23 protein-coding genes are annotated in these 25,731 nt (G+C 64.4%); 16 read left to right on the forward strand and 7 right to left on the reverse strand.

The window, feature by feature from the left end; all coding sequences use genetic code 11:
- Nucleotides 1–314: 314 nt before the first annotated feature.
- The 3 genes from FIV42_RS20260 to FIV42_RS20270 all read right to left on the reverse strand — a co-directional run bounded on the left by FIV42_RS20260 (nucleotide 315) and on the right by FIV42_RS20270 (nucleotide 6,514).
- Nucleotides 315–4,856, reverse strand: coding sequence for a chemotaxis protein CheB (locus FIV42_RS20260; protein ID WP_141199455.1), 4,542 nt, complete (start codon nucleotides 4,854–4,856; stop codon nucleotides 315–317).
- Nucleotides 4,857–4,952: 96 nt separating this feature from the next.
- Nucleotides 4,953–5,327, reverse strand: coding sequence for a thioredoxin (gene trxA, locus FIV42_RS20265; RefSeq protein WP_141199456.1), 375 nt, complete (start codon nucleotides 5,325–5,327; stop codon nucleotides 4,953–4,955).
- Nucleotides 5,328–5,515: 188 nt separating this feature from the next.
- Nucleotides 5,516–6,514, reverse strand: a complete 999-nt coding sequence (locus FIV42_RS20270) for a c-type cytochrome (RefSeq protein ID WP_168210808.1) — start codon at nucleotides 6,512–6,514, stop codon at nucleotides 5,516–5,518.
- A gap of 420 nt (nucleotides 6,515–6,934) precedes the next feature.
- Between FIV42_RS20270 and FIV42_RS20275 the strand changes: the two genes are divergently transcribed.
- The 3 genes from FIV42_RS20275 to FIV42_RS20285 all read left to right on the forward strand — a co-directional run bounded on the left by FIV42_RS20275 (nucleotide 6,935) and on the right by FIV42_RS20285 (nucleotide 10,005).
- Nucleotides 6,935–7,990, forward strand: coding sequence for a hypothetical protein (locus FIV42_RS20275; protein ID WP_141199458.1), 1,056 nt, complete (start codon nucleotides 6,935–6,937; stop codon nucleotides 7,988–7,990).
- A 116-nt stretch (nucleotides 7,991–8,106) separates the two neighbouring features.
- Nucleotides 8,107–8,793: a hypothetical protein gene (locus tag FIV42_RS20280; protein ID WP_141199459.1), complete on the forward strand. Its 687-nt coding sequence runs from the start codon at nucleotides 8,107–8,109 to the stop codon at nucleotides 8,791–8,793.
- Between the two features lie 81 nt (nucleotides 8,794–8,874).
- A complete protein-coding gene (locus tag FIV42_RS20285) occupies nucleotides 8,875–10,005 on the forward strand; it encodes an acyl-CoA desaturase (protein WP_141199460.1) in 1,131 nt (376 codons plus the stop codon).
- Nucleotides 10,006–10,090: 85 nt separating this feature from the next.
- On the opposite strand, the gene FIV42_RS20290 is transcribed toward FIV42_RS20285, so the two are convergent.
- The 3 genes from FIV42_RS20290 to FIV42_RS20300 all read right to left on the reverse strand — a co-directional run bounded on the left by FIV42_RS20290 (nucleotide 10,091) and on the right by FIV42_RS20300 (nucleotide 12,306).
- Entirely contained in the window at nucleotides 10,091–10,666 is a 576-nt protein-coding gene (locus tag FIV42_RS20290; protein ID WP_141199461.1) for a chalcone isomerase family protein, read from the reverse strand.
- Nucleotides 10,667–10,751: 85 nt separating this feature from the next.
- Nucleotides 10,752–11,522 (reverse strand): lysophospholipid acyltransferase family protein, encoded by a 771-nt coding sequence (locus FIV42_RS20295; protein WP_141199462.1) that lies wholly within the window; start codon nucleotides 11,520–11,522, stop codon nucleotides 10,752–10,754.
- An 85-nt stretch (nucleotides 11,523–11,607) separates the two neighbouring features.
- Complete coding sequence (locus FIV42_RS20300) at nucleotides 11,608–12,306, reverse strand: pirin family protein (RefSeq protein WP_141199463.1); 699 nt, start codon at nucleotides 12,304–12,306, stop codon at nucleotides 11,608–11,610.
- A 116-nt stretch (nucleotides 12,307–12,422) separates the two neighbouring features.
- Between FIV42_RS20300 and FIV42_RS20305 the strand changes: the two genes are divergently transcribed.
- The 13 genes from FIV42_RS20305 (at nucleotide 12,423) to FIV42_RS20365 (ending at nucleotide 24,672) form a co-directional block, all read left to right on the forward strand.
- Nucleotides 12,423–13,340, forward strand: a complete 918-nt coding sequence (locus tag FIV42_RS20305; RefSeq protein ID WP_141199464.1) for a LysR family transcriptional regulator — start codon at nucleotides 12,423–12,425, stop codon at nucleotides 13,338–13,340.
- A 90-nt stretch (nucleotides 13,341–13,430) separates the two neighbouring features.
- Nucleotides 13,431–13,982 (forward strand): Na+/H+ antiporter subunit E, encoded by a 552-nt coding sequence (locus FIV42_RS20310; protein ID WP_141199465.1) that lies wholly within the window; start codon nucleotides 13,431–13,433, stop codon nucleotides 13,980–13,982.
- Entirely contained in the window at nucleotides 13,979–14,239 is a 261-nt protein-coding gene (locus FIV42_RS20315; protein ID WP_222615274.1) for a monovalent cation/H+ antiporter complex subunit F, read from the forward strand. The genes FIV42_RS20310 and FIV42_RS20315 overlap by 4 nt, the downstream gene beginning before the upstream one ends.
- Nucleotides 14,240–14,300: 61 nt before the next feature.
- On the forward strand, nucleotides 14,301–14,603 hold the full coding sequence (mnhG, locus tag FIV42_RS20320) for a monovalent cation/H(+) antiporter subunit G (protein ID WP_222615275.1): 303 nt from the start codon (nucleotides 14,301–14,303) through the stop codon (nucleotides 14,601–14,603).
- Nucleotides 14,600–14,941, forward strand: coding sequence for a DUF4040 domain-containing protein (locus tag FIV42_RS20325; protein WP_222615276.1), 342 nt, complete (start codon nucleotides 14,600–14,602; stop codon nucleotides 14,939–14,941). The genes mnhG and FIV42_RS20325 overlap by 4 nt, the downstream gene beginning before the upstream one ends.
- Nucleotides 14,938–15,660 carry an MnhB domain-containing protein gene (locus FIV42_RS20330; protein ID WP_141199466.1) on the forward strand — a complete coding sequence of 241 codons (723 nt, stop codon included), beginning with the start codon at nucleotides 14,938–14,940 and terminating at the stop codon, nucleotides 15,658–15,660. Before FIV42_RS20325 ends, FIV42_RS20330 begins: the two co-directional genes overlap by 4 nt.
- On the forward strand, nucleotides 15,657–15,965 hold the full coding sequence (locus tag FIV42_RS20335) for an NADH-quinone oxidoreductase subunit K (RefSeq protein WP_141199467.1): 309 nt from the start codon (nucleotides 15,657–15,659) through the stop codon (nucleotides 15,963–15,965). Before FIV42_RS20330 ends, FIV42_RS20335 begins: the two co-directional genes overlap by 4 nt.
- A gap of 17 nt (nucleotides 15,966–15,982) precedes the next feature.
- Nucleotides 15,983–17,536: a complex I subunit 5 family protein gene (locus FIV42_RS20340; RefSeq protein WP_141199468.1), complete on the forward strand. Its 1,554-nt coding sequence runs from the start codon at nucleotides 15,983–15,985 to the stop codon at nucleotides 17,534–17,536.
- On the forward strand, nucleotides 17,533–19,035 hold the full coding sequence (locus tag FIV42_RS20345; RefSeq protein ID WP_222615277.1) for a proton-conducting transporter transmembrane domain-containing protein: 1,503 nt from the start codon (nucleotides 17,533–17,535) through the stop codon (nucleotides 19,033–19,035). Before FIV42_RS20340 ends, FIV42_RS20345 begins: the two co-directional genes overlap by 4 nt.
- A 35-nt stretch (nucleotides 19,036–19,070) precedes the next feature.
- Nucleotides 19,071–20,924 carry a proton-conducting transporter transmembrane domain-containing protein gene (locus tag FIV42_RS20350; RefSeq protein ID WP_141199469.1) on the forward strand — a complete coding sequence of 618 codons (1,854 nt, stop codon included), beginning with the start codon at nucleotides 19,071–19,073 and terminating at the stop codon, nucleotides 20,922–20,924.
- A 93-nt stretch (nucleotides 20,925–21,017) separates the two neighbouring features.
- Complete coding sequence (locus FIV42_RS20355) at nucleotides 21,018–21,809, forward strand: HmuY family protein (protein ID WP_141199470.1); 792 nt, start codon at nucleotides 21,018–21,020, stop codon at nucleotides 21,807–21,809.
- A gap of 160 nt (nucleotides 21,810–21,969) precedes the next feature.
- Nucleotides 21,970–23,469: an MXAN_6640 family putative metalloprotease gene (locus FIV42_RS20360; RefSeq protein WP_141199471.1), complete on the forward strand. Its 1,500-nt coding sequence runs from the start codon at nucleotides 21,970–21,972 to the stop codon at nucleotides 23,467–23,469.
- A gap of 186 nt (nucleotides 23,470–23,655) precedes the next feature.
- Nucleotides 23,656–24,672 (forward strand): potassium channel family protein, encoded by a 1,017-nt coding sequence (locus FIV42_RS20365; RefSeq protein ID WP_141199472.1) that lies wholly within the window; start codon nucleotides 23,656–23,658, stop codon nucleotides 24,670–24,672.
- A 15-nt stretch (nucleotides 24,673–24,687) separates the two neighbouring features.
- Here FIV42_RS20365 and FIV42_RS20370 read toward each other — a convergent pair whose 3' ends face one another.
- Nucleotides 24,688–25,719 (reverse strand): sodium:calcium antiporter, encoded by a 1,032-nt coding sequence (locus FIV42_RS20370; RefSeq protein ID WP_141199473.1) that lies wholly within the window; start codon nucleotides 25,717–25,719, stop codon nucleotides 24,688–24,690.
- Nucleotides 25,720–25,731: the final 12 nt, after the last annotated feature.

Raw genomic sequence — 25,731 nt, forward strand, 5'->3', positions numbered from 1 at the left:
CGGTCTAAGATGCAGCTGCGGGCAACAAAAAACCCGCATCCGAATGACGGAAGCGGGCTCTCCAAAAAACCGTATATGCAACGAACGGTCTAGACGGGAGGGCCTCCTCCGTCGAGTTGATCACACGCCAGTGGGCGCAGGCACGAACTCGTCGAGCTCGCCTGTGCGGCCATGGAGATGTGATATGTTGGGTTCGTTTGTTTCATGGTTTTGCAGTCTCTCGGCGTTCCGTGAGGAACACAGTTTTTGTCAGCGACGGCTTTGGAGTCTAGTGCTTGTTTTTATGTTGTCAAGAGGTTTTTGGGGTTTTCTTTTTAAGTCACGTCGGTCGGCACAGCACTTCCCGGTGACAGGACCTGCTCGATGGTCTTCAGATCAACCGGCTTGACCAGGTGGGCGTCGAACCCTGCCTCGAGCGACTCATCTTGGGTTCGATGACGTCCGTAGCCGGTCATTGCCACGAGCATGGTGTTGTCGAAGCTCGGGTTGCTTCGAAGCCGGCGGGCGACCTCGAAGCCATCGATCCCGCCCGGCAGCCCGATATCACACAGGACGACCTGGGGTTGGAACTCGGCGGCTTTGTCGAGGGCCTCGGCGCCGCTGCGGCACAGCAAGACGTGGTGGCCGCGGTGTTCGAGCACGGTCTCGATGAGGGCTCCGGCGTCCTCGTTGTCCTCGACCACCATGATGCGCTGACTCTCGGAGGCCGAGCGAGGGTGGGCCGATGCGGCCACCGGCGGCTCGGACAGCGGGAGGCGTACGGTGAACGTCGAGCCTTCTCCGGGTCCATCGCTCTCGACGGTGATCGTGCCCCCGTGGGCCTCGACCAGTCCCTTGGCCAGCGGCAAACCCATGCCCAGACCGCCCTCGGAGCGGTCGATGGTCTGTTCTGCCTGGCGGAACGGCTCGAAGATCGCCTCGAAGGCCTCGGGGGCGATGCCTGCGCCGGTGTCGCGGAATTGAAGCACAGCCATGTCTCGCTCGGTGCGTGACTCGACGCAGATGCGACCCGGCGCCTCGGTGAACTTGACCGCGTTCGACAGCAGGTTGTTGACCACCTGCATCAAGCGGGTGCGGTCGCCGCTGGTCCACAAGGGGGCCTCGTCGATGTGAAGCTTGAGGTTGATCTGGGCGTGTTCGATGCGTGAGCGCCAGTCGTCGACCACGTGGGTAATGAGATCATTGAGGTCGAAAATTTCGTGCTGCAGGCGCATCTTGCCCCGCTCGATACGGGTGACGTCCAAGAGACCGTCGAGCAGGCGCTTCATATGCTCGGACTGGCGATCCAAGATGTCATGAATCTTGCCCAGTTCGTCGTTGTCGACGGCGAGCATGTCGAGCAGGTCGACCGCAGTGGTGATGGCGGCCAACGGGTTGCGCAATTCGTGGCCGAGCATCGCCAGGAACTCGTCTTTGAGCTCGTCGGCGCGCTGGAGGGCTTGCTCGAACTCGCGGCGGTCGGTGACGTCGATGCACGCGCCGATCGAGCCCATGTACGAGCCGTCGGGCGAGTACCAGGGCTGGGCGCGCAGCGACACCCACCGGTATTCGCCATCGGCGCGCCGCAGCCGAAAGTCGGCCTTGAGCGGTCGGCGCTCGGCGAAGGTCTGTTGGTGCATCCCGATGACCTCTTCGCGCTCGTCGGGGTGTAACCCCGCGGTCCACCCACCGTCGATTTCTTGGGAGAGGTCGCGCCCGGTGAACTCCAGCCAGCGCTTGTTGAACCAGGAGTAGGCCCGCTCGGGCTCGGAGAGCCACATCAGCACCGGTACGGTGTCGGCCATCGCCCGCAGGCGCTCCTCGCTGGCGTGCAACTCTTCGAGCCGCTCTTTGCGTCCCAGCGCCGAGGTGATGACGTTGGCGACCGAGACGAGAAAGTTGGCGTCGTCGTCACGAAACGCGCCGGCCTCCTTGGAGTAAACGGCCAATACGCCGTAGGTGCCGTCGGTGTTGTGAATCACACAGCTCAAGCTGCTCGCCATTCGTCGCGCCTCGACCACCTTCGACGGCTGGAATCGGTTCTCGGCGTGCAGGTCGTCGCATAGAACGGCGCCCTCCATGCGCAGCGTGTAGCTGGCCAGGGAGTTGTGCTCCACCGGTAAGGAGACTGCATCGGCGTCGTCTTGGGGCCAGCCGCAACCGGCCTCGAGCTTCAATTGAGTATCGTCTTGGAGCCGGAAGATTCCACCGGCGTCTGACGATAGTGTCTCGCACACCGCCTGGACGGCCTCCTGGATGAACTGCGAGAAGTGCGGGCTGCTCAACGCTTCGACGCCCAGCTTGGCCACGCAGGCTTGCTGGGTCTCGCGTATGCGCAGCCGCCGGCTGGTCTCCTCGAGCTCGGTCACGTCGACAAAGGTGAGCACCGCCCCGTCGATGACGTCGTCGAGGGTGCGATAGGGGTGAATTCGCAGCAGGTAGGTGCGTTGGGGTCCCTCAGCGTTGCTCTCGACGCGCACCTCGGTGGGGGTCAAGGTCTCGAGCACATTCTGGACCTCGTCGAGCAGGTCGACTCCGCTGACTCGAAGCGTGATGTCCGCCAAGGGGCGGCCGACGTCGGCCTTGATGAGCCGGAAAATCTCTTTGGCCGCCGGCGTAAACTGCTTGATGCGAAGCTCGCGATCGAGAAAGACCGTGGGGACACGGGTGCTCTCGAACAAGTTCATCAGGTCGGCGTTGGCGGTGTCGAGCTCGGCGACCTTCGTCTCGAGGGTGTCGTTGACCGTCTCGAGCTCCTGGTTGACCGATTGCAGCTCGACCTTGGAGGTCTGCATCTCCTCGTTGGAGGATTGCAGCTCCTCGTTCATCGACAGCAGCTCTTCATTGGAGGACTTGAGCTCCTCGTTGGCCGTCTCCAGTTGGGCGATGGTGCTCTCGAGGTGGTCGCGGGTCGCTTCGAGCTCGGCCTCGAGCTGATCGATGACCTCGTTCTGATCGATGTTGGCCAGGCCTTCGTGGACCTGGTCGATGAGCGGCTTGTCGGTGCTGACGGGCCGAAACACCACCATCCAGAGATGTTCGCTGTTGGGGGTCGCCTGCAGCGGCGAGACGACGAGGTCGTAATGCTCGATCTGGTCACCCATGGCGATGCGCACGTTGGACGTGAGGACCTCCTCTCGCTGCGAGCGCGCCTTGTGCAGCGTCGTGCGCAGATGCAAGCGCAGCTCGGGGCGCGCCAATTCGACGATATGGTCCTCGACCGGACCGGAGCGATGCTCCAGAAAGCGTCCCAGATGCCCCGAGAAGTAGAGCACCCGTCCGTTGTCGTCGACCAGCGCCGAGGCCGGCCCGAAGCGGTCGAGCAGGCGTTGTTGGAACACGCGGCCCAGCTCGTGTGGCGACAATTCGGCGCGCGCCTTGGCGTACGGCGAGTGGTGGCGTCGCTTGGCGAGTTGGTCGAAGACGGGAAACGAGGGGGGGATGTCTTTGGGCAACTCGCGGGCGCGAAAGATCTTGGAGGACGAGTCGACCACGCGGAACAGGTTGTCGCGTCCTCGGATGCTCTCGGCCGGGCCCAAAAAGAGGTAGCCTCCCGGGCGCAGGGCGTAGTGAAACAGAGCGAGCAACTTTTGCTGTAACTCGGGCTCCATGTAGATGAGCACGTTGCGGCACGACAACAAGTCGAGGCGCGAGAAGGGCGGGTCGCTGACCAGATCGTGCGACGAGAAGATGCACATGTCGCGCACCGTCTCCCGGACGCGATAGCGGTCACCGCGGCGAACGAAGAAGCGCTCGAGGCGGGCCCTCGAGACCTGCAGTTCGAGCTGGGCGGCGTCGTAATATCCCGCGCGTGCCTTCTGGAGCGCCTTCTCGTCGATGTCGGTGGCAAAGAGCTGCACCTCGACGCGCCGGCGCATCTGCTCGATGCGTTCGGCGGCCAGAATCGCAATGGAGTAAGCCTCCTCGCCCGTTGCGCATCCGGGCACCCAGATGCGCAGCGTGTCGTTGGTCGCGTCGTCGAGTAACTCGTCGAGTTTGTCCTGCAATTCGTCGAACGCGGCCGGATCGCGAAAGAACGCCGTGACCGAAATCAGCAGGTCCTTGAGGAGCGCCTGGCTCTCGGCGTCGCCGTCTTGCAACAACTCCAGGTACTGCGCCGGCGTCCGCGTGCCGGTGAGCATCATGCGTCGGCCAATGCGCCGCGAGAGCATCGGGCGCTTGTACTGGCTGAAGTCGTGGTTGACCCGCTTGCCGAGCACTTCACAGACGTGGCCGAGGTAATCGGGGGCGAACGTTTCATCCTCATCGGTATTCGGTCCGACGATGCGCTCGCCCAAGTAGTGGGCGAAGGTCTCGAGACGCGTGGCGATTTGTTCGACGGGAAGCGCCTCATCGACGACACCTGCGCGCATCGCACTGCGCGGCATGCTGTCGTATCCGGAGGTGTTCGGGGTCTGGACGAGCGTCAGTCCGCCGGCTTGTTGGATCGCCTGCAGCCCCAGCGTCCCGTCCGCGCCGGCGCCCGACAGCACCACTCCGGCTGCCCGCGGCGCCCACTGCTTGGCCAGCGAACGGAAAAAGATGTCGATGGCCTTGTTTGGGCCGCGTTGCCGAGGCCTCTGGAGCACCAGTTGGCCGTCGTCGACGCTCATCTGCGTGTCGGGCGCGATCACGTAGACATGGTCGGCCTCCACGGGCATGCCGGACTCGGCCTGCACCACCGGCATGTCGGTGTGGGCGTCGAGAAGCTCGTGAACGTGGGTTTCGAAGTCGGGGTTGAGATGCAGAATGACCACAAACGCCAAGCCGGTGTCCGGCGCCATGACGTCAAAAAAGTTGTTCAGCGCAGTGATTCCGCCGGACGAGGCCCCCAGACCCACGACGGCCAGGGGCTCATCGTTTGCATAATCGCTCACAGGTGCCTTGCCTCGGGCAAAAAAGGACAACAACGAAATGAGTCGTTGTTGCCCTTATAGAACAAATAGGACTTGTTGGCGAGGCAAGCGACCGCCTCATCCAAAGAGTCGGCTCAAGAAGCCTTCGCCACGTGCTTTGGACAAAAGCCACTTGGCTCGCTTGGCCAGCTTGTTGGCGTCTTGGGCGCCCACAATGACGTCGAGGACTTCGCCGTCATGGATCAGCATCAGCGTGGGAATGGAGCGCACGTTGAAACGCTGTGCGAGCTGCGGGTGGTCCTGAGTGTTGAGCTTGTAGAAGGTCACCGGCTCGTCGGCCATCTGTTCGGCAGCTGCATCGAAGTGCGGAGCCATGGCTTTGCACGGCCCGCACCAAGGGGCCCAGAAGTCGATGATGGCGCTGCCGCCACCTTCGCGCATCAGTCGTTCGAGTTGGCTCTTCGAGGTCAGGTCGATGGTGTGCTCGCTCATGGTATCTAGCTCCGTTCCATGGTCTGTGGGGCTGCCGTTGGTTCAATTTGTCCAGCCCTGTTGAGCGTGACTGAATCACTTTGCAACACGCCGAGCCTCGAGTGTGCTTCGAGGCGTGGGCGACAGGGCCGCGGCAAGAACTGGAGCAAAGACGATGCCAACTGACGACACGGAGCCCAAAGATGCGTCTACTCGGAGCGCTTTCGTCCTCGGGCGACCTCCGGGGCGGTCACCGCGGAGGCGTCGTTGCCCCACGACGTGCGGATGTAGGAGAGAATGCCGGCGAGTTCCTCGTCGCTGAACCGCGCCCGAAAGCTGGGCATGAAGCTGTCGTATTTCTCGCCGCGCACCTCGATGGGGCCGCTCATGCCGTGTAGCGTCAGCTCGATGAGCCGGTCCTTCGGGCCGGTGACATACTCACTCTGGGCGAGCGGCGGGAACGCGCCGCTGACCCCTTGGCCTTGCTCTCCATGGCACATCGCGCAGGCGCTCATATACAGCGTCTCTCCCTCGGCTGCAGCCAACGCGGTGCCGCCATCCGGTTGTTCGGCGCCGGCGGTGCGCGGCGGTTGGGCCTCACCTTCAGCGCTCGCCTCGAGCTGGTTGGCGATTTGGGTATGACGCTCGGCGAGCTGCTCGTGGCGCTCGGCCAAGTCCTGCATCCCCGCTTCGGCGTGCGTGGCGGCCATCTGCCGGTGCATTTGGGCCATCTGAGTGTGCCACTCGTCGATGCCGCTGGCCCAGCACATCGTCTGCGGGCCACAATTACCGTGAGCTCCGGTCTGCGCGCGGTGATGTTGACGTCTGCGCATGCGGTGCTGCTTGCCGTGCTGGCCCTGCCGCGGGCCACGCTCGCGGGCACGCAACTGGTGCATGTAGCCCATCTGACCACGCATCTCGTGCATCCGAGGCCCCAACCCGCGCATCCCTTGGGGCAGCTGGGCTTCTCGCTGCTCGTACTGTTCGGCGAGTTGCTCGTACTGCTCGGCGAGCTCGTCGTAGGTCTCCTCGTCGCCAGCCTCGGCGTCGGTGGTCGCGTTTTGGTCGGCCTGCTCGGCCTCTGTCGACGCGGCCCCAGTCGACTCGGCGGGCGCGGCATCGGGCACCTCGCTCTTCTTCTCGCAGGCGCCCGCCGCAAAAAACAGCCCCGTCGCCACAACGAACACGCACCAGTTGGTCGAATTCACACCATCCTCCATGTCTGGTCAAACAGTCCCAATCACGTCGTGATGTATTAGTAAGCAGCCACAGCCTGTCGACCACCGCGCAATCTTTGCATCACTTCGGTGTGATTGGCGAAAAATGCACAAGCTGCTGAAAATGCTTGACTTTTGTTGGTTTGGTGTTGACGTTTTTTTAAGGCAAATCACCCGCATTTTAAGAAATGCAGCCCCATGAGCGTCCGTTTGGCACACCGTATGCAGCTTCGGATGGTGGTGCGCACGAGCGCACTTCGAAGGGCACCGGTTCTCGACCGCAAGCGCTCTCGACAGCAAGCGTTCTCGATAGCAAGCAAGTGCTCGACCGTAGACCGGGGCTCGAAATAGAGGGAGGTATCCAAGATGCGCGACAACATTCGATACATGATGGCAGCGGGAGTGCTCGCGATGGCTGTTGCGGCCTGTGGGGAGACCGACGAGCAAAGCGAGGATTTCGATTCGCCCACGCCGGTAGAGGAGGTTCAGACGGAGGTTCCCGACACGCCGTTGTCGGGTGGAGGCGACGAGCAAGTAGACGTTCCGGTGGATGAGCCCGAGGGGGGCGGTCCCGTCGATGAGATCCCGCCCGGTGACGTGGCGGATGAAGGTGACGTGGCGGATGGCGAGGAGGCCGAAGAAATCCAGGTCTCGCTTCTGGCCGGCAAACAATTGGCCTATCCGGAGGCCTGGATCGCCCACGCGGCCGCCAACGAGTCGGAGTGTAGCCACTCGAGGTGTCCCTATCTCGTCTCGGAGACCGACTCCGAGCCGGCTGCGGTGCCGCCATTCGAGCGCGGCACCGAGTGCATGGTCGAGGGGGGCTTGGCTGTCGGCGGAGGCCCCGATGAAGAGGGGAGCACCACCTACAGCGCCAGCGCTCAGGCCGGCGCCGCCAGCGCCACATTCAGCACGGACGTGAGCAGCGGCGATGATTTCGTCGAGTTGGCAGTGCAGGGTGAGGCCGATGCCGAGGAGCCGACCGCCGGAGGCGTGCGCGCCGATGCCGGCGCGACACTCTTCGCCGACGAGTCGGCCCTGGTGCTCGATATCCAAAACCCCTCCGGTGAGCCGGTCGTGCTCGAGGTGAGCTGGAGCTTGAAAGGAGAGCCGGCCGCAGGAGAGGCGAGCTGGCAGGGCGCACTCTGGTACACCGATCGGGCCAGCCGGCTCGACGAGTGCTATGTCGCCCCCGACTACCAGTTCGACCGCGTCTTCGACGTCTTCCAGGACGTCGGCGGCACGGTGCGCGGCCAAGCCTCGGGCACCGCACGCTTGCCTGTCTCGGGGGTCGAAACCGCCGAAGGTGAGCACATCCAGGTGGGTCTGCGCCTCAACGTCGGCGCCCACGCCGTAGCTCGCGCCGGAAGCGTGCCCGAGCATGCCCAGAGCTCGTCGAGTCGGGTGGACGGCACCTTGCGCTTCCGCGTCGTCCCCGCCGAAGAGACCTCGGCCGAGGCGCGCTGAGCGCACCGTCGATCCAGTTGAAACCATTTCGGGGTTGCTCGATTCGGCTCAGGTCGATAAGAGCAACCCCGTATTATTTTGCGCTGTTAGCCTCCCCTCGAAGTCGATCAGAGACCGTGGAAGAATTCGAAGAACTCAGCCCCACCGAACGCATCTCTCGCCTGCTCAAGACCGTGGAAGCCGGCTCCAAGCGCTACCACGCGCTCGACGCTGCCCTGAACTACAAGGGCAGCTGGATCGATCTGGCCGGTCATATCAAAGAGGTCGAGGAGCTCGAGTCCTGGAAAGACTGGGATTATTCGAGTCTGAACGCATATTGTAAAAAAGAGCTGCAACTTAGCCGCGGCGAGATTCGAAAAATGCGCGAAGGCTACGAGTGGCTCGAAAAAGAGGCGCCCGAGCTTTTGGCCGTCGACGAGTCTGCAGGTGACGACGCCGCCAAGTCCGCGCGGCCGGTGCCCGACATCGATACGATCGATCAGTTGGCCAAGGGTTATCGCGAGACGCGGCGAGAGCGGATCCCGAACGACACTTATCAGGAACTCAAGCAAGCTGCGCTGCGCGGCGAGCGTTCCTCGTACCAACTTCGACGCGAGTTCAAAGACGCGGTGCCCGAGCACAAGCGCGAGGTGAAGCCGGTCAATCCTCGAAAACACCTCAAGCGGGCGCTCAAAGCGCTCGAGAAGGCCCTTGCCGAGATCGAAAGTGACGAGCAGGCCGCCGACCCCGAACTCGCCGAGCGCGCCCGAAAATTGCGCGACGAGATGTTCCACTTGGTGGCCACCAAAGACGAGACCGAGTAGCGCTGTCCGGTTTCGTTACGCCGTCTGTTATGATAAGGGCCACTGACACCACACGAAGATAGCAACGGGAGTAAAAAGCACATGCACTACAGTGGTTCACCGGACGATAGTGAGAAGAAGCCCAGGGTTTTGTGGCTCAACGCCCTCTTCTTGGTCCTCACTCCGCTCGCGGCGTTGATCTTGACGCCGCTTTATATCCTCGAGCACGGCGTACACTGGGCCGAGCCCGTCGCGATGGTCGTATTGTGGTACCTGACCGGCATGGGCATCACCGCCGGTTACCACCGCATGTTCTCCCACCGCGCCTGGTGGGCTCCGGCGCCGATCCGCGCCATTTTGCTCGTCCTCGGCGCTGCCGCCTGGCAAAACAGCGCGATTGCCTGGTCGGCCGCGCACCGCTACCACCACCGCCACGTCGACACCGAAGACGATCCCTACAGCATCCAAGAGGGCTTTTGGTGGGCGCACATGCTCTGGGTGATGGTCGAGGGCAAAAAGCACCAGGATTTCGAGAGCGCTCCCGATCTTCGCGACGACCCGCTGTGTCAGTGGCAGCACAACAACTACTTCTGGATCAGCACACTCTTCAACATCGGCGTGCCCCTTCTTCTGGGCCTGATGACCGGCCGCCTGTTCGGCATGCTGCTTTGGGCCGGACTCGTGCGCGTGGTCGTGGTGCACCACTTTACCTTTTTCATCAACTCGCTGGCCCACATGTGGGGAAGCCGCCCTTGGAGCAAGGAGCAGTCGGCGCGCGACAACGCCGTGCTCGCCTTCTTCACCTTCGGCGAGGGCTACCACAACTTCCACCACACCTTCCCCGGCGACTACCGCAACGGCTTTCGCTGGTACCAGTTCGACCCGACCAAGTGGACGATCGCGCTGCTCAATAAAGTGGGGCTGGCCCAGGACCTGCGCCGCACGACCATGGACCGCCGCCTCAAGAAGCGCTGGCAGACCATGCGCGAGCGCTACGAGACGCAGATGGACGAGTGGAACGAGTCGATGCGCGAGCAGATTCAGGCCGCCGAGGCGAGCCTCGAAGAGGCGCTGACCGAAATGCGCAGCAAGCGCGCCGAGTGGGCTCGCAAGGCCGAAGAGCTGCAGGCTCAGGCCCGCGACGAGCTCGAACGCGCCCGCATCGAAGCCGAGCGCCGCGCGCTCGAGGCCTTCCGCAACTGGCAGAGCCTCGTGCCCGCCCAGGCGCGCTAGTGGCGCTCAGCCGAGCAAGAAACGAAGCAGGCCCGCACGACAACGTGCGGGCCTGCTTCGTTTCTTGCTTCTCTTAGGGGCCGACTCAGTCGCACTCACCGCCCAGAAGGCCGGTCTTCAGGCCCTTGTTGGGCGGGTTGGCGCCCAACCAGATGTCGAAGAGCGCTTTGGCGAACTTCTCACCTTCGATGGTGCCCTTGGTCGAGCCGTTGTGCGCAAAGGTCACGCCTTTGCCGGGGATGTAGGTGTAGATGAACTTGTCGCCCTCTTCGACGGCGCCCATCCAGCTGCTCAGCTTTTTGGCCTTCGCGCCGAGCGTCTTGCCGCCGTACTTGCTCTTGCTGATGCCTTCTTTGATGGCGTCACGCACGTCGCCCTTGTCGACGTCGCGCACGAAGCGCAAGATGAGCCGCTTTTTGCCCTTCGCGTTGACGAGCTTCGAGCCACTCTTCGATTTCTTCTCGACGTAGAGCGCGGCGACGTAGACGTCGACGTTGAACGCGGTCGCCTCGCGCAGGCCCAGTCCGTTGAGCTGGAGCTTGTCGCCGTCGAGGGTGATCGAGTTGGGGAACTTGACGTCGGCGCACTCGGCCGCGGTGGCCGTCGAGCTCAGGCCGAAGGTCAGGATGGCTAGCAGTACAAATGGGAGCAGTCGTTTCATGGTGCTAATCTGCGCTTGTGGGGTGATTCGAAAACTGACCTCGCAGGGTAGTGGGGCGCGCAGTGCTGTGCAAGCTGGAAGGTCGTTATGACGCAGGCGCGCTGCGGCGAAGCTGGCCGCGCAGCTCTTCGATCACGTCACGAGCGTGGGCCTTGAGAGCGTCGACGTCGTCGAGGGTCAGACCGTCGGTGGCGATAGGCTCGCCGACCCGCACACGCGCCTGCGTCCGGTGCAACCTCCAGTCGTGCTTGGCCAGGGCGGTGCAGGTGCCGCACACGGCCATCGGCAAGATGTCGGCGCCCGACTCGATGGCCAGACGAAACGCTCCTTCCTTGAAGGGCAGCAGCTCACCTTCTTTCGAGCGTGTGCCCTCCGGAAAGATCATCACGGGCACGCCTCGCTCGAGCCAGGTGCGGCAGCGCGCCATCGCCGATTTGGCCGAGTCACTGTCGCCGCGTACGACCTCGACGTCACCCGCCATGCGCAGCATCCAGCCGACGAATGGAATCTTGAAGTTGCTCGTCTTGCTCAGCCACTTCATCTCCCAGGGCAGGTAGGAGAGCAAAAACGGGTCGGCCGCCGAGCAGTGGTTGCTCACGCAGACGGTCCTTCGCGGCTTGTCCTCGGGCAGATCGCCTTCGACCCCGAAATCCCACGCCGGCGCCAACCACGTGGCGGTGACGCCGATGAGGCGAAATGCCCGGCCGGTCACATAGCGGCGCCGGTCGAACGGTGCGGTCACCACGAAGAGCACGCAGAGCACCGGAAAGCCGAGCAGGAGCGTCGAGCCGATGGCGAACCAACTCCAGACGGACCAGAGCGTGTGCGAGAGCGATGTGTCGGCGGCGGTGCTCATGGGGACTCCTCGATGTGCAGACTCTATGAGTCAACATTAACACGCCGAGAGGTCCCCGCGATGATCGAGATCATCCAGCGAGGCCCTAAGCCAGGTCGAAGAGGAGCAACTCGGCGTCCTCGGCCGCCTCGATGGCGACCTTCGCTTCGTCCGAGATCGCCGCGCCGTCGCCCTCTGACAGCGTGATATCACCGAGGGTGACCGTGCCGTCGACCACCTGGACCCACGCGTGGCGTCCGGCGTCGATCGAGTACTCGACCGTGTCGCCTTCCTCGAGCACCGCGCCCCAGATAGACGCGTCCTGGTGGATGCTCAGCGAGTCGTCGCGCCCGTCGGGCGACACCAGCAGCTTCAGGGCACCTCGGCGGTCGGCGCGGCGAAACTTTCGCTGCTCGTAGCTCGGCTCGAGGCCGGCGCGGCGCGGCGGAATCCAGATCTGCAGAAAGCGCACCGGCTCGGTGTCCGAGGCGTTGTACTCGCTGTGGCGCACCCCCGTACCCGCCGACATACGCTGGACCTCGCCGGCCTCGATGACCGAGCCGTTGCCCATGCTGTCTTTGTGCTCGAGGGCTCCCTCGACCACGTAGCTGATGATCTCCATATCGCGGTGCGGGTGTGTGCCGAATCCCGCGCCGGGGGCGACGCGGTCGTCGTTGATCACCCGAAGCTTGCGAAATCCCATGTGCCGCGGGTCGCGGTAGCCTCCAAACGAGAAGCTGTGCCGGCTGTCGAGCCAGCCCATGTCGGTGTGGCCGCGTTCGTCGGCAGGTCGTACTTCGATCATCTGTTTCTCCGTCACTTCACAGGGAATGGTTCGGTCCAAAATCGATTTAATACTTAAGCGTTTCGTGCTAGGTGTATAGCGCTTTGAGAGCACAAAATCGTTTCTTAGAGGAAACAATGGCCAATATCTCGGAACTCGAAATCTTCGTGACGGTGGTCGACGCGGGTAGCTTCACGGCGGCGGCCGAGCAGCTCGGGGTGTCCAAGTCGCACGTCAGCAAGCAAGTGTCGGCCCTCGAAGATCGACTCGGTGCACAGCTCTTGCACCGTACGACGCGCTCGCTGTCGGTGACCGACGCCGGGCAGGCGTTTTACGAGCGCGGCGCGTTGATCCTCGAGCAACTCGAGGAGGCCGAGCGCGCGGTGATGCAGCTGCAGACCAAGCCGCGCGGGCGTCTCAAAGTCAGCGTGCCGATGACCTTCGGGTTGCGTCATCTGGCGCCGCTGGTCGCCGAGTTCTTGCAGGAGTATCCCGAGATCAGCATCGATCTGGACCTGTCCGACCGCAAGGTCGACATGATCGACGAGGGCTTCGACCTGGCCATTCGCATCGGGGAGCTGCAGGACTCGAGCCTGATGGTGCGCAAGCTGGCCCCGGCGACGCGCTACTGCTGCGCCAGCCCCGAATACCTCGAGGCCCACGGCACCCCCCGGCACCCCGCCGAGTTGGCCGACCACGAGTGCCTCGAGTATGCCTATGGCCGGCTCAATACCTGGCAATTCGTCAGCCCCGACGGTGACGAGCACTTCGTGCAGGTCAGCGGAAGGCTGCGTGCCAACAACGGCGAGGTGCTCGTCGAGTCGTGCGTCGCCGGGCTGGGCGTGGCGCTGATCCCCGACTTCATGCTCGGCGACCATCTGCAATCGGGCCGCCTGGTGCGCCTGCTCGACGACTGGCTCGAGTGGAACGCCGGGGTCTACGCCCTCTACCCTCACAACCGCCACCTGTCGGCCAAGGTGCGCCGGTTCGTCGACTTCCTGGTCGACAAGTTGTCCCCGGCTCCCTGGCTGCAGGACGCCGCCGCCCAGAGTTGACGCTGCGGCGCCTGGATTTAGCTTTTCAAACATCACACAGAAGTTGGGAGGACTCCTTTCTTACCCCGTGACTCGAGCGGTCTGGAGCCGATGAGAGACGCGCCAGACAAAGCTGGCAGTGGCGGTCGTTGGGATCAGCTGTATGGGTTGTTGCTGCGGCTGGTCTCCATGGCGCTGCTGTGGGTGGTGTTCGTCCAGGGCGAGGTCGCCGAGTCGTGGACGGTGGGCCTGCCCACGGTGCTCGTGGCCGTGGTGGCGAGTTATCGACTCACGCCACGGCCCGGCGGGCGCGTCAGTGTGTGGGGCGTGTTGCGCTTCGTGCCATACTTTTTCTGGAAGTCGCTGGTCGGAGGCATCGATGTGGGCCTGCGCGCGCTGCGCCCGTCGATGCCGCTGCGTCCGGGGCTGGTGCGCTACGAGTTGCGCATGCGTCCCGACGTGGTGGCCACGATCTTCTTTGTCGGCGTCATCAGCCTGCTTCCGGGCACCTTGGCCGCCTCGCTGGAGGGGGACAGCATCGAGGTGCACGTGGTCGATCGCACCATGGCCATCGACGCGCAGTTGGCCGAGCTCGAGGCCAAAGTTGCCCGGGTCTTCGGCGAGGAGCTGGCGCCTCGCGCCGGCCGGGACGGTCCGTCATGACAGGGATGACCGGGTTCTATGCGCTGGTGGTGATCTGTCTGCTCGCTACCGTGGTCGCCGGGCTGGTGCGCGTGATCGGCGGGCCGACGCGCGTCGACCGCATGCTCGCCGCTCAGCTCTTCGGCACCTCCGGGGTCGCTCTCATTTTGCTCATCGCCCATATCGAGGAGGTCGAGGGGTTGGTCGACGTGGCGTTAGTCCTCTCGTTGCTCACCGTGCTCGCTGCCGTGGCGTTTGTGCGCCGGGCGTGGGAGTAGGCGAGGTCGCGGGTCGCGGCGCGTGGGTCGTGAGGTTGCGAATGAATGGGGAGGTAGCGTGGTGGTGCTCGATTGGTTGGCGGCGATTCTGATGACGCTGGGGCTGGTCTTCTTTCTGGCCGGCACCGTCGGGTTGCTGCGCTTTCCGGACGTCTACACTCGTCTGCACACGGTGACCAAGGCCGACAATGTCGGGCTCGGGCTGATCATCTTCGGGCTGGCCGTCGACGCCCAGAGTGTGTGGGAGGTCGTCGAACTCTTTCTCGTGTGGGGGCTGGTGATGGTCGCCAGCACCACCGCCGCGCACCTGATCTCGCGTCGGGCGCTCGCCCAGGGGATCACCCCTTGGAAGGAGTCATCGTGAGCGATGTGATGCTGGTGGTGGACCTCGGGTTGGGCCTGGTGTTGCTCGGGCTGGTCGCGCGCATGCTCGGCTCGGCCAGACGCTTCGAGATGGTCGTGCTCTACATCACCTTCGGCGTGACCATGTCGCTGACCTGGGTGCGCCTGCACGCCACCGACCTGGCCTTGGTCGAGGCCGCCATCGGCGCCGGGCTGACCGGGGCGCTTCTGCTCGACACGCTCGGCCGTCTCGAGGCGGGCCAACGCGGCGTCGAGCCCGACCAGATCGACGCTGACCAGATCGACGCCGACCCGAATGAGGCCGACCTCAATAAGGCCGACAAGGGAGACGCGACATGAATCGTCTCGCCACAGATCGCGCCTCGTCGGTGAGTTGGCCCATCCGGCTGCTCGCCGCCGTTGCGCTGTTGGCGGTCGGCAGCGCCGTCGCTTGGACCATCATCACCACGCCCGACTCGCCCGGGTTGGCCGAGCCGGTGGGGGCGCAACTCGAAAATATCGGGGTGAGCAACCCCGTAACCGCCGTACTGCTCGACCTGCGTGCCTACGACACGCTGCTCGAGGTGGTCGTGCTCTTCATGGCGCTGGTGGCGGTGTGGTCGCTTCGTGCCCCGTCGCGCAGCTTGGCCGGACCCGCCAGCGCCGCGCTTCGCTCGGTGGTCTCCCTGTTGACCCCGCTGATGATCATCGTCGGCGGCTACCTGCTGTGGAAGGGCGCGTTCGCCCCGGGCGGGGCGTTTCAGGCCGGGGCAGTCATCGCCTCGGCCGGCGTGTTGCTCTTGCTCTCGGAGCTGCCGGCGCTGCGCACCCGTCGAATGGTCGCGCTGCGCACCGGCGTTGCCGCCGGGGTCTTTGTCTTTGCAGGGATCGGCCTGGGTTGCATCGCCGTCGGCGCACGCTTCTTGGAGTATCCCGACGGCTGGTCCAAGACGCTCATCTTGGTCATCGAGGCGGTCAGCACCGTCTCGATCGCGCTCGTCTTGGTGGGCGTCTTCGCCGGCAATCCCCACGTGCTCACGAGTGGGTACGACGAAGACCGACCCGTGGGGGAATCATGACGCGCGCCACGATCTATGCGGTGGTGGGCATCGCCATCTTTTTGCTCGGGCTCTACGCCGTTATCGCCCGCGTCGACCTGCTTCGTCGCGTGGTGGCCGCCAATGTGATGGCCGCCGGGGTCTTCCTGTTCTACGTCGCCATGGCCGCCCCGACACCGATGGCGCCGCCCGACCCGGTGCCCCAGGCGATGGTGCTCACCGGCATCGTCGTGTCGGTCAGCGCCACTGCGCTCGGCCTGGCGTTGGTGCGCTATGTGCGCGCAGCCACCGGCGAGGCCAAGCTGCCCGAAGACCGACACACTTGAGCACACGAGGCGACTGCATGGACGCAATTCCCTGGGTCATAGGCTGTGTGACCGTGCCGATTCTGGGCGCGCTGGTGGCGTTTGTCGTCAGGGAGCGCTGGGTAGCGTCGGTGGGGGGGCTGACCAGTGTGCTCGTAACCGCCTGCGCGGGGATGCTGGTCTGGCAGACGAGCCGGGTGGGGGCGTTCGACTATCCGGTCGGCGGGTGGGGCGCACCTTTGGGCATCGAACTGTCCGTCGACGGGCTGTCGGTGCTCATGGTCGCGATGACGAGCGTGGTTGGCTTCTTCGTCAGCGTCTATGCGTGGAGCTACTTTTCCCCGTCGAGCGAACCTGGGCCCGGCCCGTCGCAGGCCGTCGAGGCGCACGCTCATCATCTGCAGGAGCACAAGCGTCGCTACTTTTGGCCGCTGTGGCTCCTCTTGTGGGGCGGACTGCACGCTCTTTTCGTCTCCAGTGATATCTTCAACCTGTACGTCACCCTCGAAGTGGTGGGCCTGTCGGCGGTCAGCTTGGTGGCGGTGGCCGGCGAGAAGGCCTCGGGCGCGGCGATGCGCTACCTGCTGGTGACGCTGGTCGGCTCGATGCTCTATCTGCTCGGCGTCGGGGTGCTGTACGCCACCTACAGCACCGTCGACATCGACCTTCTGTCCCAGCAGGTCGTCTCCGGCGCGTCGGCCTGGACTGCGCTGGGGCTGATGGCGGCCGGTCTGGTGCTCAAGACAGCGCTGTTCCCGGCGCATTTCTGGCTACCCGGGGCGCACTCCTCGGCGCCCAGCCCGGTCAGCGCGCTGCTCAGCGGGTTGGTCGTCACCTCGTCGTTTTACCTGCTGGTGCGGCTGTGGCTCGACGTCTTCGGCGCAGTCGTCGTCCTCAACGTCGCGCTGGTGCTGGCCTCGCTCGGTCTCTTTGCGATCGTGTGGGGGAGCGTGCAGGCCCTGCTCCAGTCACGCCTCAAGCTGCTTGTCGCATATTCGACGGTCGCCCAACTGGGCTACTTGTTCATCATCTTTGCCCCGGCGCTCGCCGGCGGTGAGGCTGCCTGGCGAGGCGGCATTCTGTACGCGCTGTCCCACGCCTGCGCCAAGGCGGCGATGTTCATGGCCGCCGGCAGCTTCGTGTACGCGCTGGGGGATGACGAGATCGACGCGCTTTGTGGCACCGGACAGCGCCTCTTCTGGACCTTCGCCGCCTTCGCGTTGGCCGGGATTACCTTGATGGGATTGCCTCCCAGCGGCGGCTTTGTAGGGAAATGGCTCATCGCTCGCGCGGCCATCGAGGCCGAGCAGTGGGTCATCGTCGTGGCGGTCTTTTTGGGCGGGCTGCTGACCGCAGGCTACGTGTTCAAGGTCGTCCAGATGGCCTTCGTGTCGGCGCCGGAGACATCGACCACCGAGGTGCGACCGCTCCCCTTGCCAATGCAGTGGGCGCCGATGTTGCTCGCGCTCGCCGCAATCGTGCTCGGCTTTTGGGCCCACGAGCCCCTGGCGCTCCTCGAAGTCGGCAACCCGTTCGGCGACATGTATGAGGCCGCCGTCGGGGCAACCAACGCAGCCCAGGGGGCTCCATGAACCCACCCATCGACTGGAATTGGTGGCTGCCCCTGTTGGTCGTGCTCAGCTCGTTTGTGCCCGGGGTGCTGATCTTTTTCCTTCGCGGTGCCCACCGCCAGGCGCGTGGCGTGCTCAACCTGGGCGCGGCGGTCCTCAAAATCGTCCTCATCGGCGTGATGCTGTGGGGCGTGTTCAGCGGCATCGAGTACGAGACACGCATCGAGGTCATCCCCAACTTCGACCTGGTGCTCGACTCCTCACCGTTGGCGATGCTCTTCGTGACGCTGTCGGGAGTGTTGTGGCTGGTCACGACCGTCTATGCCATTGGCTACCTGGAGCACTCGACCAACCGCAGCCGCTTCTTTGGCTTCTTCAGCCTCTGCGTGAGCGCCACCACCGGCATCGCGCTGGCCGGCAACCTGTTCAGCTTCATCATCTTCTACGAATTCCTCACGCTGACGACCTATCCGTTGGTCGTACACAACCAGACCGACGAGGCCCGCCGCGCCGGGCGCATCTACTTGGCCTACACGCTGGGCGGCGGCGCGCTCTTGCTATTGGGGATCATTTGGCTGCACGGCGCCTACGGAGCCTTCGACTTCGCCGATCCGGGCGCGCTCGACCAGATGGGGGTGGCCCCATCGCCGACGCTGGCGGTCATCTTCTTCGTCATGGTCGCCGGTCTGGGGGTCAAAGCGGCCATCGTGCCGCTACACAGTTGGCTGCCGAGGGCCATGGTCGCCCCCGCGCCCGTCAGCGCGCTGCTGCATGCCGTCGCGGTGGTCAAAGCCGGCGCGTTCGGCATCGTGCGGGTGGTCTACAACGTCTACGGGGTCGACCTGGTGGCCGACCTGGGCGTGCACCGCCCGCTGGCGGTCGCCGCCGGGATCACCATCATCTACGGCTCGGTGCTCGCACTGTATCAAGACGGGCTCAAGCGCATGCTCGCCTTTTCGACGGTCAGCCAGCTCTCCTACATCATGCTGGGCGTGGCCACGCTGGGGCCGTTGGCCACCATCGGCGGGCTGGTTCATCTGGTCCACCAGGGTCTCATGAAGATCACGCTCTTCTTTTGCGCCGGGGCCTTCGACGAGACGCTCGGGGTCAAGCTCATCAGCAAGATGGGCGGGGTAGGGCGGCGCATGCCGCTGACCATGATCGCCTTTACCGTGGCCGCGTTGGGGATGATCGGGCTGCCGCCTTTGGCCGGCTTTATCAGCAAGTGGTACCTCGGCATGGGGGCGGCCGCCGCCGGCGACGAATGGGCCATCTGGGTGTTGGTGGCCAGCACGTTGCTCAACGCGGGGTACTTTTTGCCAGTGGTCTACACCGGCTGGTTCGGCACGCCCTCGGGTGATTGGGACGAGCACCAGACCTCGTCGCGCTTCGAGACCGCGCCGAGCCTGTTGTTGCCGACGCTGGCGACCGCGTTCTTGGTCGTCTTCGTGGGGATTTTCGCCAACACCATCGTCAGCCCGCTCGCCTGGGTCGAGATCATCAGTGAACAACTGTACTGACCTGTCGTGAATGATTGCTTGGACGTGGACACGCCATGCTGGTTGCACTGTTCGACAATTTAGAGATCGTCGAGCCCACGCTGTTGGTGGTGATCTCGCTGCCGCTGCTGGTGGCCGCCGGGTTGGCGTTCGACGACACACGCCGCGCAGCATCGCTGTTGGCGCCTTGGATGGCGCTGCCGGCGGTGCTGCTCAGTGTGGTCGTCTCGCCCGGTCACAGCGAGATGCTCGACTGGCTGGTGCTGGGCACGCTGCTCTCCTACGACGAGATCGGCCGCCTCTTTCTGTTCTTCACCGGCTGGATCTGGCTGTTGGCGGGCCTCTTTGCCAACTACTCCCTCGACGAGAAGGAGCGCAATGCCTTCTGGGCGTTCTACCTGCTCGCCCTGAGTGGCAACTTGGGCGTGGCGTTGGCGCGTGATTTGCCCGGATTCTTGTTCTTCTTCAGCTTGATGGGCTTTGCCTCCTACGGGCTGGTGCTGCACCGCCGGGACAAAGCGGCGATCCGAGCCGCTCGCGTCTATATCGTGTTGTTGGTCGTCGGCGAGGGCTTGCTGTACGCCGCGGCGGTCCTGGCCGCCATCAACGCCGACTCCTTCGAGGCCGCGGCCATCGCCGACGCCGTGGCGCGCTCGCCGCAATCCGAGCTGATCGTGGTGCTCTTCTTCGCCGGGTTCGCCACCAAGGCGGGCATCTTCCCGCTGCACATCTCGCTGCCGCCGGCCTATGACGCCGCCCCGGCGTCGGCCGGCGCGGTGCTCAGCGGGGCGATGAGCAAAGCGGGCGTGCTCGGCTGGATGCTCTTCTTGCCCGTAGGCCTCGACGTCTCGCCAGTCATGGGGCCAGACACGGTGTCTGACACCATGTCGAGCGCCATATCAAACGCCGGCCTGCTCTTTTTGCTCGCCGGGCTCTTCTCGGTCTACTACGGCGTGGTCGTGGGGTTGGCCCAACGCACGCCCAAGGCGCTGCTGGCCTACTCGAGCATCAGCCAGATCGGCTACATGGCCCTGCTCATCGGCGTGGGCCTGCAGAGCGGCCAGATGTGGGAGGCCGCACTGGTCGCCACCGCGGTCTACGCCTTGCACCACGGCCTCAACAAAGGCGCGCTCTTCTTGAGCGTGCGCATCTGCGAAGATGGCGTCTCGGGACGCTGGCCTCGCCGGCTGCTTCTGGGCGGTCTTCTGCTTCCGTCGCTCGCGCTGGCGGGCGCCCCGCTGACGACCGGCGCGGTCGCCAAGAATGCGCTCAAAAAGAGCTTGGACGTCGACATGCTCACGGTGGGCGCGTGGTTCGAGACGCTCATCGTCGTCGGCTCGGTGGGGACGGCGCTGCTCCTCGCCCGGTTTATCTTTCTGGTGTGGCCCGCGCCTCCCGAAGAGAGGGCCCGAGTCACCGATACCCCTCACCAGAATCCGCCGCGCGGGCTGTGGATTCCGTGGGGACTATCGCTCGTCTCCATCATCGTCGTCCCGTGGGTCTTTCCCTGGGACGAGATGCAGACGTTGACCGCCGACGTGCTGTCGTGGTCGAAGATCTGGGGCGAGGTGTGGCCCCTGTTGGTAGCGACCCTGCTGGTGATCGTTACGGTTCGGGCCTTCCGTCGTTATATGTGGGGTCAGGTCGTGCGCATCCCTCCCGGCGACCTGCTCTTGCCGCTGGGTTGGTTGACCCTCTTCTTGCTGCACTCGACCGGTCGCGTCCTCGATTGGGTGCAACGCGAGGCTGACCTGATCCAGGAGCGCACCATTCACTTCGTCACCCGTCCCACCGGCCTGGCCTCGAAGTCTCGCGAGTTCGAGGCGTGGCTGACCAGCTTCCACGTCGGCATCACCCTGGTGGTCGTGCTCGCCGCCGCCCTCATCGCGCTGGCCGCCGTTTGGCCCTGAGCCGCGCGTTTCCACAATGGAAATGTGGCAAAAATGTTGCTATGTAACTCGGCGTAAACAAGAAATGAGCCACTTTTGCTGAGGAAGTAGCGAATGAAGTACCGAAGTCTCTTTGTGATGCTGATCTGCTCGATGGCCCTGGTCGCCTGTGGCGACGACTCCGATGACGCCAACAACACCGCCAACAACACCCAGGCCGACGCCGGCACCGATGCCATGGGTGAAGACGCCGGGGAGGAGGACGTCTCCACCATCGGCGACGTCTCCCAGCAAAACGGTCTCGAAGACCACCGCTGCGGCGACGCCCCCATCGCCGACTGGCCGCTCAACGAAGCCGTGTCGACCGAGTCGATCACCTCCACGAACGCCGACGGTGTGACCACCCTCGTCATCGAGGCGGCCGCCGGCGGCTCGCAGGCCTCCGCCGACAACCCGTTCATCTATCTGGACCTGTCCACCGGTGAGAAGGTCGAGGTGAACGACGTCGAGGCGTACTCGAATACCGACTGGGACCTGGCCTTCAAACGCTACATCATCCGCTCCAACGGCGCCGACTCCGGCCCGGGCGACGTCTCGATCTCCAAGATGACCGGCACGACCTTCGCCGACGTCACCGAGGCGCCCACCGACGAAAACGCTTGGGAGCAAGACGTCTCCTACGAAGACGACTGCACCCCCATCACCGACCCCATCGGCACGCTGGTCACCGCGTTCAACTACGTCAATCCGGGCAAGAGCTCTGGCTCGTGGTACGAGTACCCGGGGATTTCGCCCACCGACGGTGAGATCTACTTCGTCGACGTCCCGGAGGAGAGCAAGACCTACAAGCTCGAGATCGAGAGCTGGGAGAGCGGCACGTACACCATCCACGTCGCCGAGCTCTAAGCAAAGCGTCACGATTTCGGCATAGGCTAACGGTCTTCCCGTGATCGTGATCGTGATCGTGATCGGTTGTTTGCCCGCTCAGGGAACCCACAGCCGATCACGACCACGATCACGACGACGAACACGGGGATGTCCGACCGCGGTTATTTGGAGCGCCCCGATGAAACTCGCCCCCACCTCGTACGTCCTCTCCGCCCTCATCCTCGCCGTCGGCCTCACCGGCTGCGGCGAGGTCGACGACTCCGCCCACTCGGGCGAGAATAACGGCCGCGTCCACGTCGAAACCCGCACCGCCCAACAGGAGCTGCGCCCGACGAACTCCTCCGATCCCTTCGGTTACGAAGGCGCCGAGGCGCAGTCGATTGTCAGCCCGGGCGGCGACTACCGAGTGTGGTGGACCGACGAGGGCGAGCACGCGGTGCCCGGCGCCGACGTCGACGGGAGCGGGGTGCCCGATTATGTCGAGATGGTCGCCGAGGTGGCCGACGAGGTCGCCCAGAAGCTGCACGACAACGGCTGGAAGATCGCGATGAACGACGACGCAGGCGGCGCCGGCGAGCCGCCGGGCGGCGACGGGCTCTTCGATATCTACCTGGTCGACTTCTCGGCCGGCGACGGCCACTACAGCCGCGATTGGTGCACCACCAACGAGCACGGCGTGCAGCAATGCGCCGGCCACTTTCGCCTCGAAAACGACTTCGCCGGGCTCAACTACCCGTCGCCGGAGTACGCCGCTCGCCTCGTGCTCAGCCACGAGTATTTCCACGCGGTCCAAAACGCCTACACCTCCGACTTGCCCCAATGGTTCAGCGAGGGCTCGGCGACCTGGTTCGAGGAGTATTTCGACCCCTCCCAGGACGACTTCGAGCGGCTGACTTCGCTCTACTTCGACGAGCACGACCGCACGCTCAACGACCGCGGGCGCGGCCCGTCGGACGCCTTCGCCTACGGCGCGTCCATCTTCGTGTACTTTCTCGAGTTGCATATCGGCGCCGACGGCGTGCGCGCGGTCTTCGAGCGCCTGGCCACCGGCGAGGAGCTCTTGGCGGCCATCGAGGCCGAGGTCGCCGACACGCTGGGCTCCCTGCAGGAAACCTTCGACTTGTTTGCGACCTACAACCTGTTCACCGGCACCTACTGGGTGAGCGACAACGGCTATCCCGACGCCGAGCGCTTCATGGGCGTCGAGGTCGAGTCGCAGGTTGTCGACGGGGCCTTCAACTGGAACCTCGACGCCGACCCGTGGGCGGCGCGCTACATTAAGCTGACCTTCGACGAGGCGATCACGCTTCAGAAAACCCCGCTCGACGACTTCGTGGGCATGCCCGAGTTCATCGCCGTGCGCCACGCCGAGTACACCGCCGACGGCACCATGCACGTCGTGGGCAGCGACGAGGCCACGCGCTTCGGCCCCGAGATGTCCCCGCTCTTCGTCGTCATCTCCAACGGCCACACCGACGATGTGCGCGCCGCCGCACTGCAGGTGCGCCTCGCCGGCCCCGACGACTCCGGCCAAGGCGACGAGATCATCGTCGAGCGCAACGACGACAACGCCGAAGAGGGCGGCTGCTCGACCACGCCGGGCGGCGTGCCGGCGGCGGGTCTGGTGTGGTTTTTGTTCGTGGCGGTCGCCTTCAGGAGGAGCGGCGCCGGCTATTAGGGGCGCCTGAACTGCGGCGCAAACTACAATTTGAGGGTCGTGACAATGCGGCTCATGTGGTGATTGAAACGACCCTCAAATTGTAGTTTGTCCGCTCAAATAGCCGCATGATTTGCCCACAACCCCCAATCGCCCCACATTCATAGCTGCGGGTTGTCGCAGTTATGATTCAGTCAGGGGCGTACGATGAACTACTGGTTATTCGTTGGGGGCGCGCTTATCGTGTTGTTCATTTTCATGGACGCCCTGTGGACCACCCTGTGGTCCGAGGGCGGCGCGGGACCGCTGACCGACCGGATCAGCACGATCATCTGGAAAGGCTTCAAGAAGGTCGCCGGCGCCGGCGGCAGCATGAACCACTTCTTACTCAGCCTGGCCGGGCCGGTGGTTTTGGTCGTCACGGTGGTCACCTGGCTGCTGCTGATGTGGACGGGCATGGTAATGATGTTCGGCGCCCACCCCGACGCAGTCGTGGTCGCCCTGACCAAAAACCCCGGCGATCTGACCGACCGCATCTGGTTCGTGCTCTTCACCACCACCACCGTGGGCAACGGCGGATTCGCACCCAATACCGACTTCTTCCAAGTGCTGGCCGGATTCATCGGCGCCAGCGGTATGGCGATGATGACCCTGGCGATCACCTACTCGTTCCAGGTATTGAGCGCGGTGGTCAACAAGCGCACCTTCGCCAGCCAGGTGCTGAGCCTCGGTGAGACCACCTCCGAGCTGGTGCGCGCCCTGCAGCACGCCCCGCCGTCGAGCATCGCTACCCAACTGTCGTCGATGGGCGAGCGCCTGGGCTCGATCACCGAGCAGCACAAGGCGTACCCGGTTTTGCACTACTTCCACCCCTCCGACCGCCACCGCTCGACCGCATGCGCCGTAGCCGCCATCGACGAGGCGCTGCGCATCTACTGCACGGGATTGTCCGACGACGACATCGTCGTCGATACTTCCGTCTTCCAGCCCCTGCGCCGCACCATCGGCACCTTCCTCGAGGAGCTGCGCGAGAGCTACCTGGTCGGCACCGAGGAGAGTCCTCCCAGAGCCGATATCGGCGAGATGCGCCAGCAGGGTGCGGACATCTCACACCCGCAACGCGTCCACGAGGCGGCCGAAGAGGAAGACGAACGGCGTAAGCTGCTCGAAGGGCTGGTCAGCTACGACGGCTGGCAGTGGGACGACGTGGTCCAGCGGACTTGAGGCGCGCCCCGGATGCTACGCCGGCGGCAAGCCCGGCACCGTGTCGATCACTCCGAAGCTCTCCAGGCTGATCCACACGACGAACACCAGATAGATGAACAGCAAGAACCACGCCTCGCGTCGGCTCAGAAGCATGTGAGTGCGCATCATCAAGAAGAGCGCCAGGGTCGCCACCGTCAGCACGGCCATCATGGGCGCGGCGATGCTGAAGTTGACCGTGGCCACCCCGGCGATGAGGACGCCGACGGGGATGCACACCAAGAGGTCGAAGATATTGCTGCCCAGCACGTTCGCCAGGCTGGTGGTCGCCTTGCCGGCGCGCGCCGTCTTGATGCTCACGAAGGCGTCGGGGATGCTCGTGCCCGCGGCGACGACCGTGATACCCCATAGGAAGCTCGGCGTGCCGAGTACCTCGCCGAAGGTCAGCGCCGACTGCACCAGGCCCTCGACGCCCGCCAAGATGATCGCCAGGCTCGCCAGCAGCAGCATCCACTGCTTGCCCACCTTGATGTCGGCGTCCTCGACCTCGGGTTCGTAGTCCATCGTGTCCTGCCATTGGACGAACACGTACAGCACGTACATGGCGATCGGCAGGGCAACGAGCACGCGGTTCATCTCGCCGAGGATGGCGCCGTCGCCGTTTTCGACCGGCGCGTAGATCGCCGCGAACGAGAACGTGATCAGCAGCACCGCCACCGACAGCATGTAGAACTGCGCCTCTTTGTAGACCAGGTCGCGGTTCGAGGTGAGCTCGCCCTTGCCGTACAGGCCGGCGAGGCCGGGGATGACCAAGATGTTGAAGAGCGCCGACCCGACGATCGCCGAGACGCCGAGCTCGAACTCACCGTGGACCAGCGTCGAGATGACCGTGGTCGCAAGCTCTGGAAAGCTCGAGCCGACCGCCACGACGATCGCGCCGGTGACGATGTCGGGCAGCTGGTAGTGGATGGCGAGCTTCTCGCTGGACGACTCCAGCATCTCGCTGCCTTTCCAAATGACCCCCGTCGAGACGATGGCGACGAGCGAATAGATTAGAATCGTAACCATAAATCACATTCC

Source organism: Persicimonas caeni (assembly GCF_006517175.1).
In the GTDB taxonomy this organism is placed as follows: Bacteria; Myxococcota_A; Bradymonadia; order Bradymonadales; family Bradymonadaceae; genus Persicimonas; species Persicimonas caeni.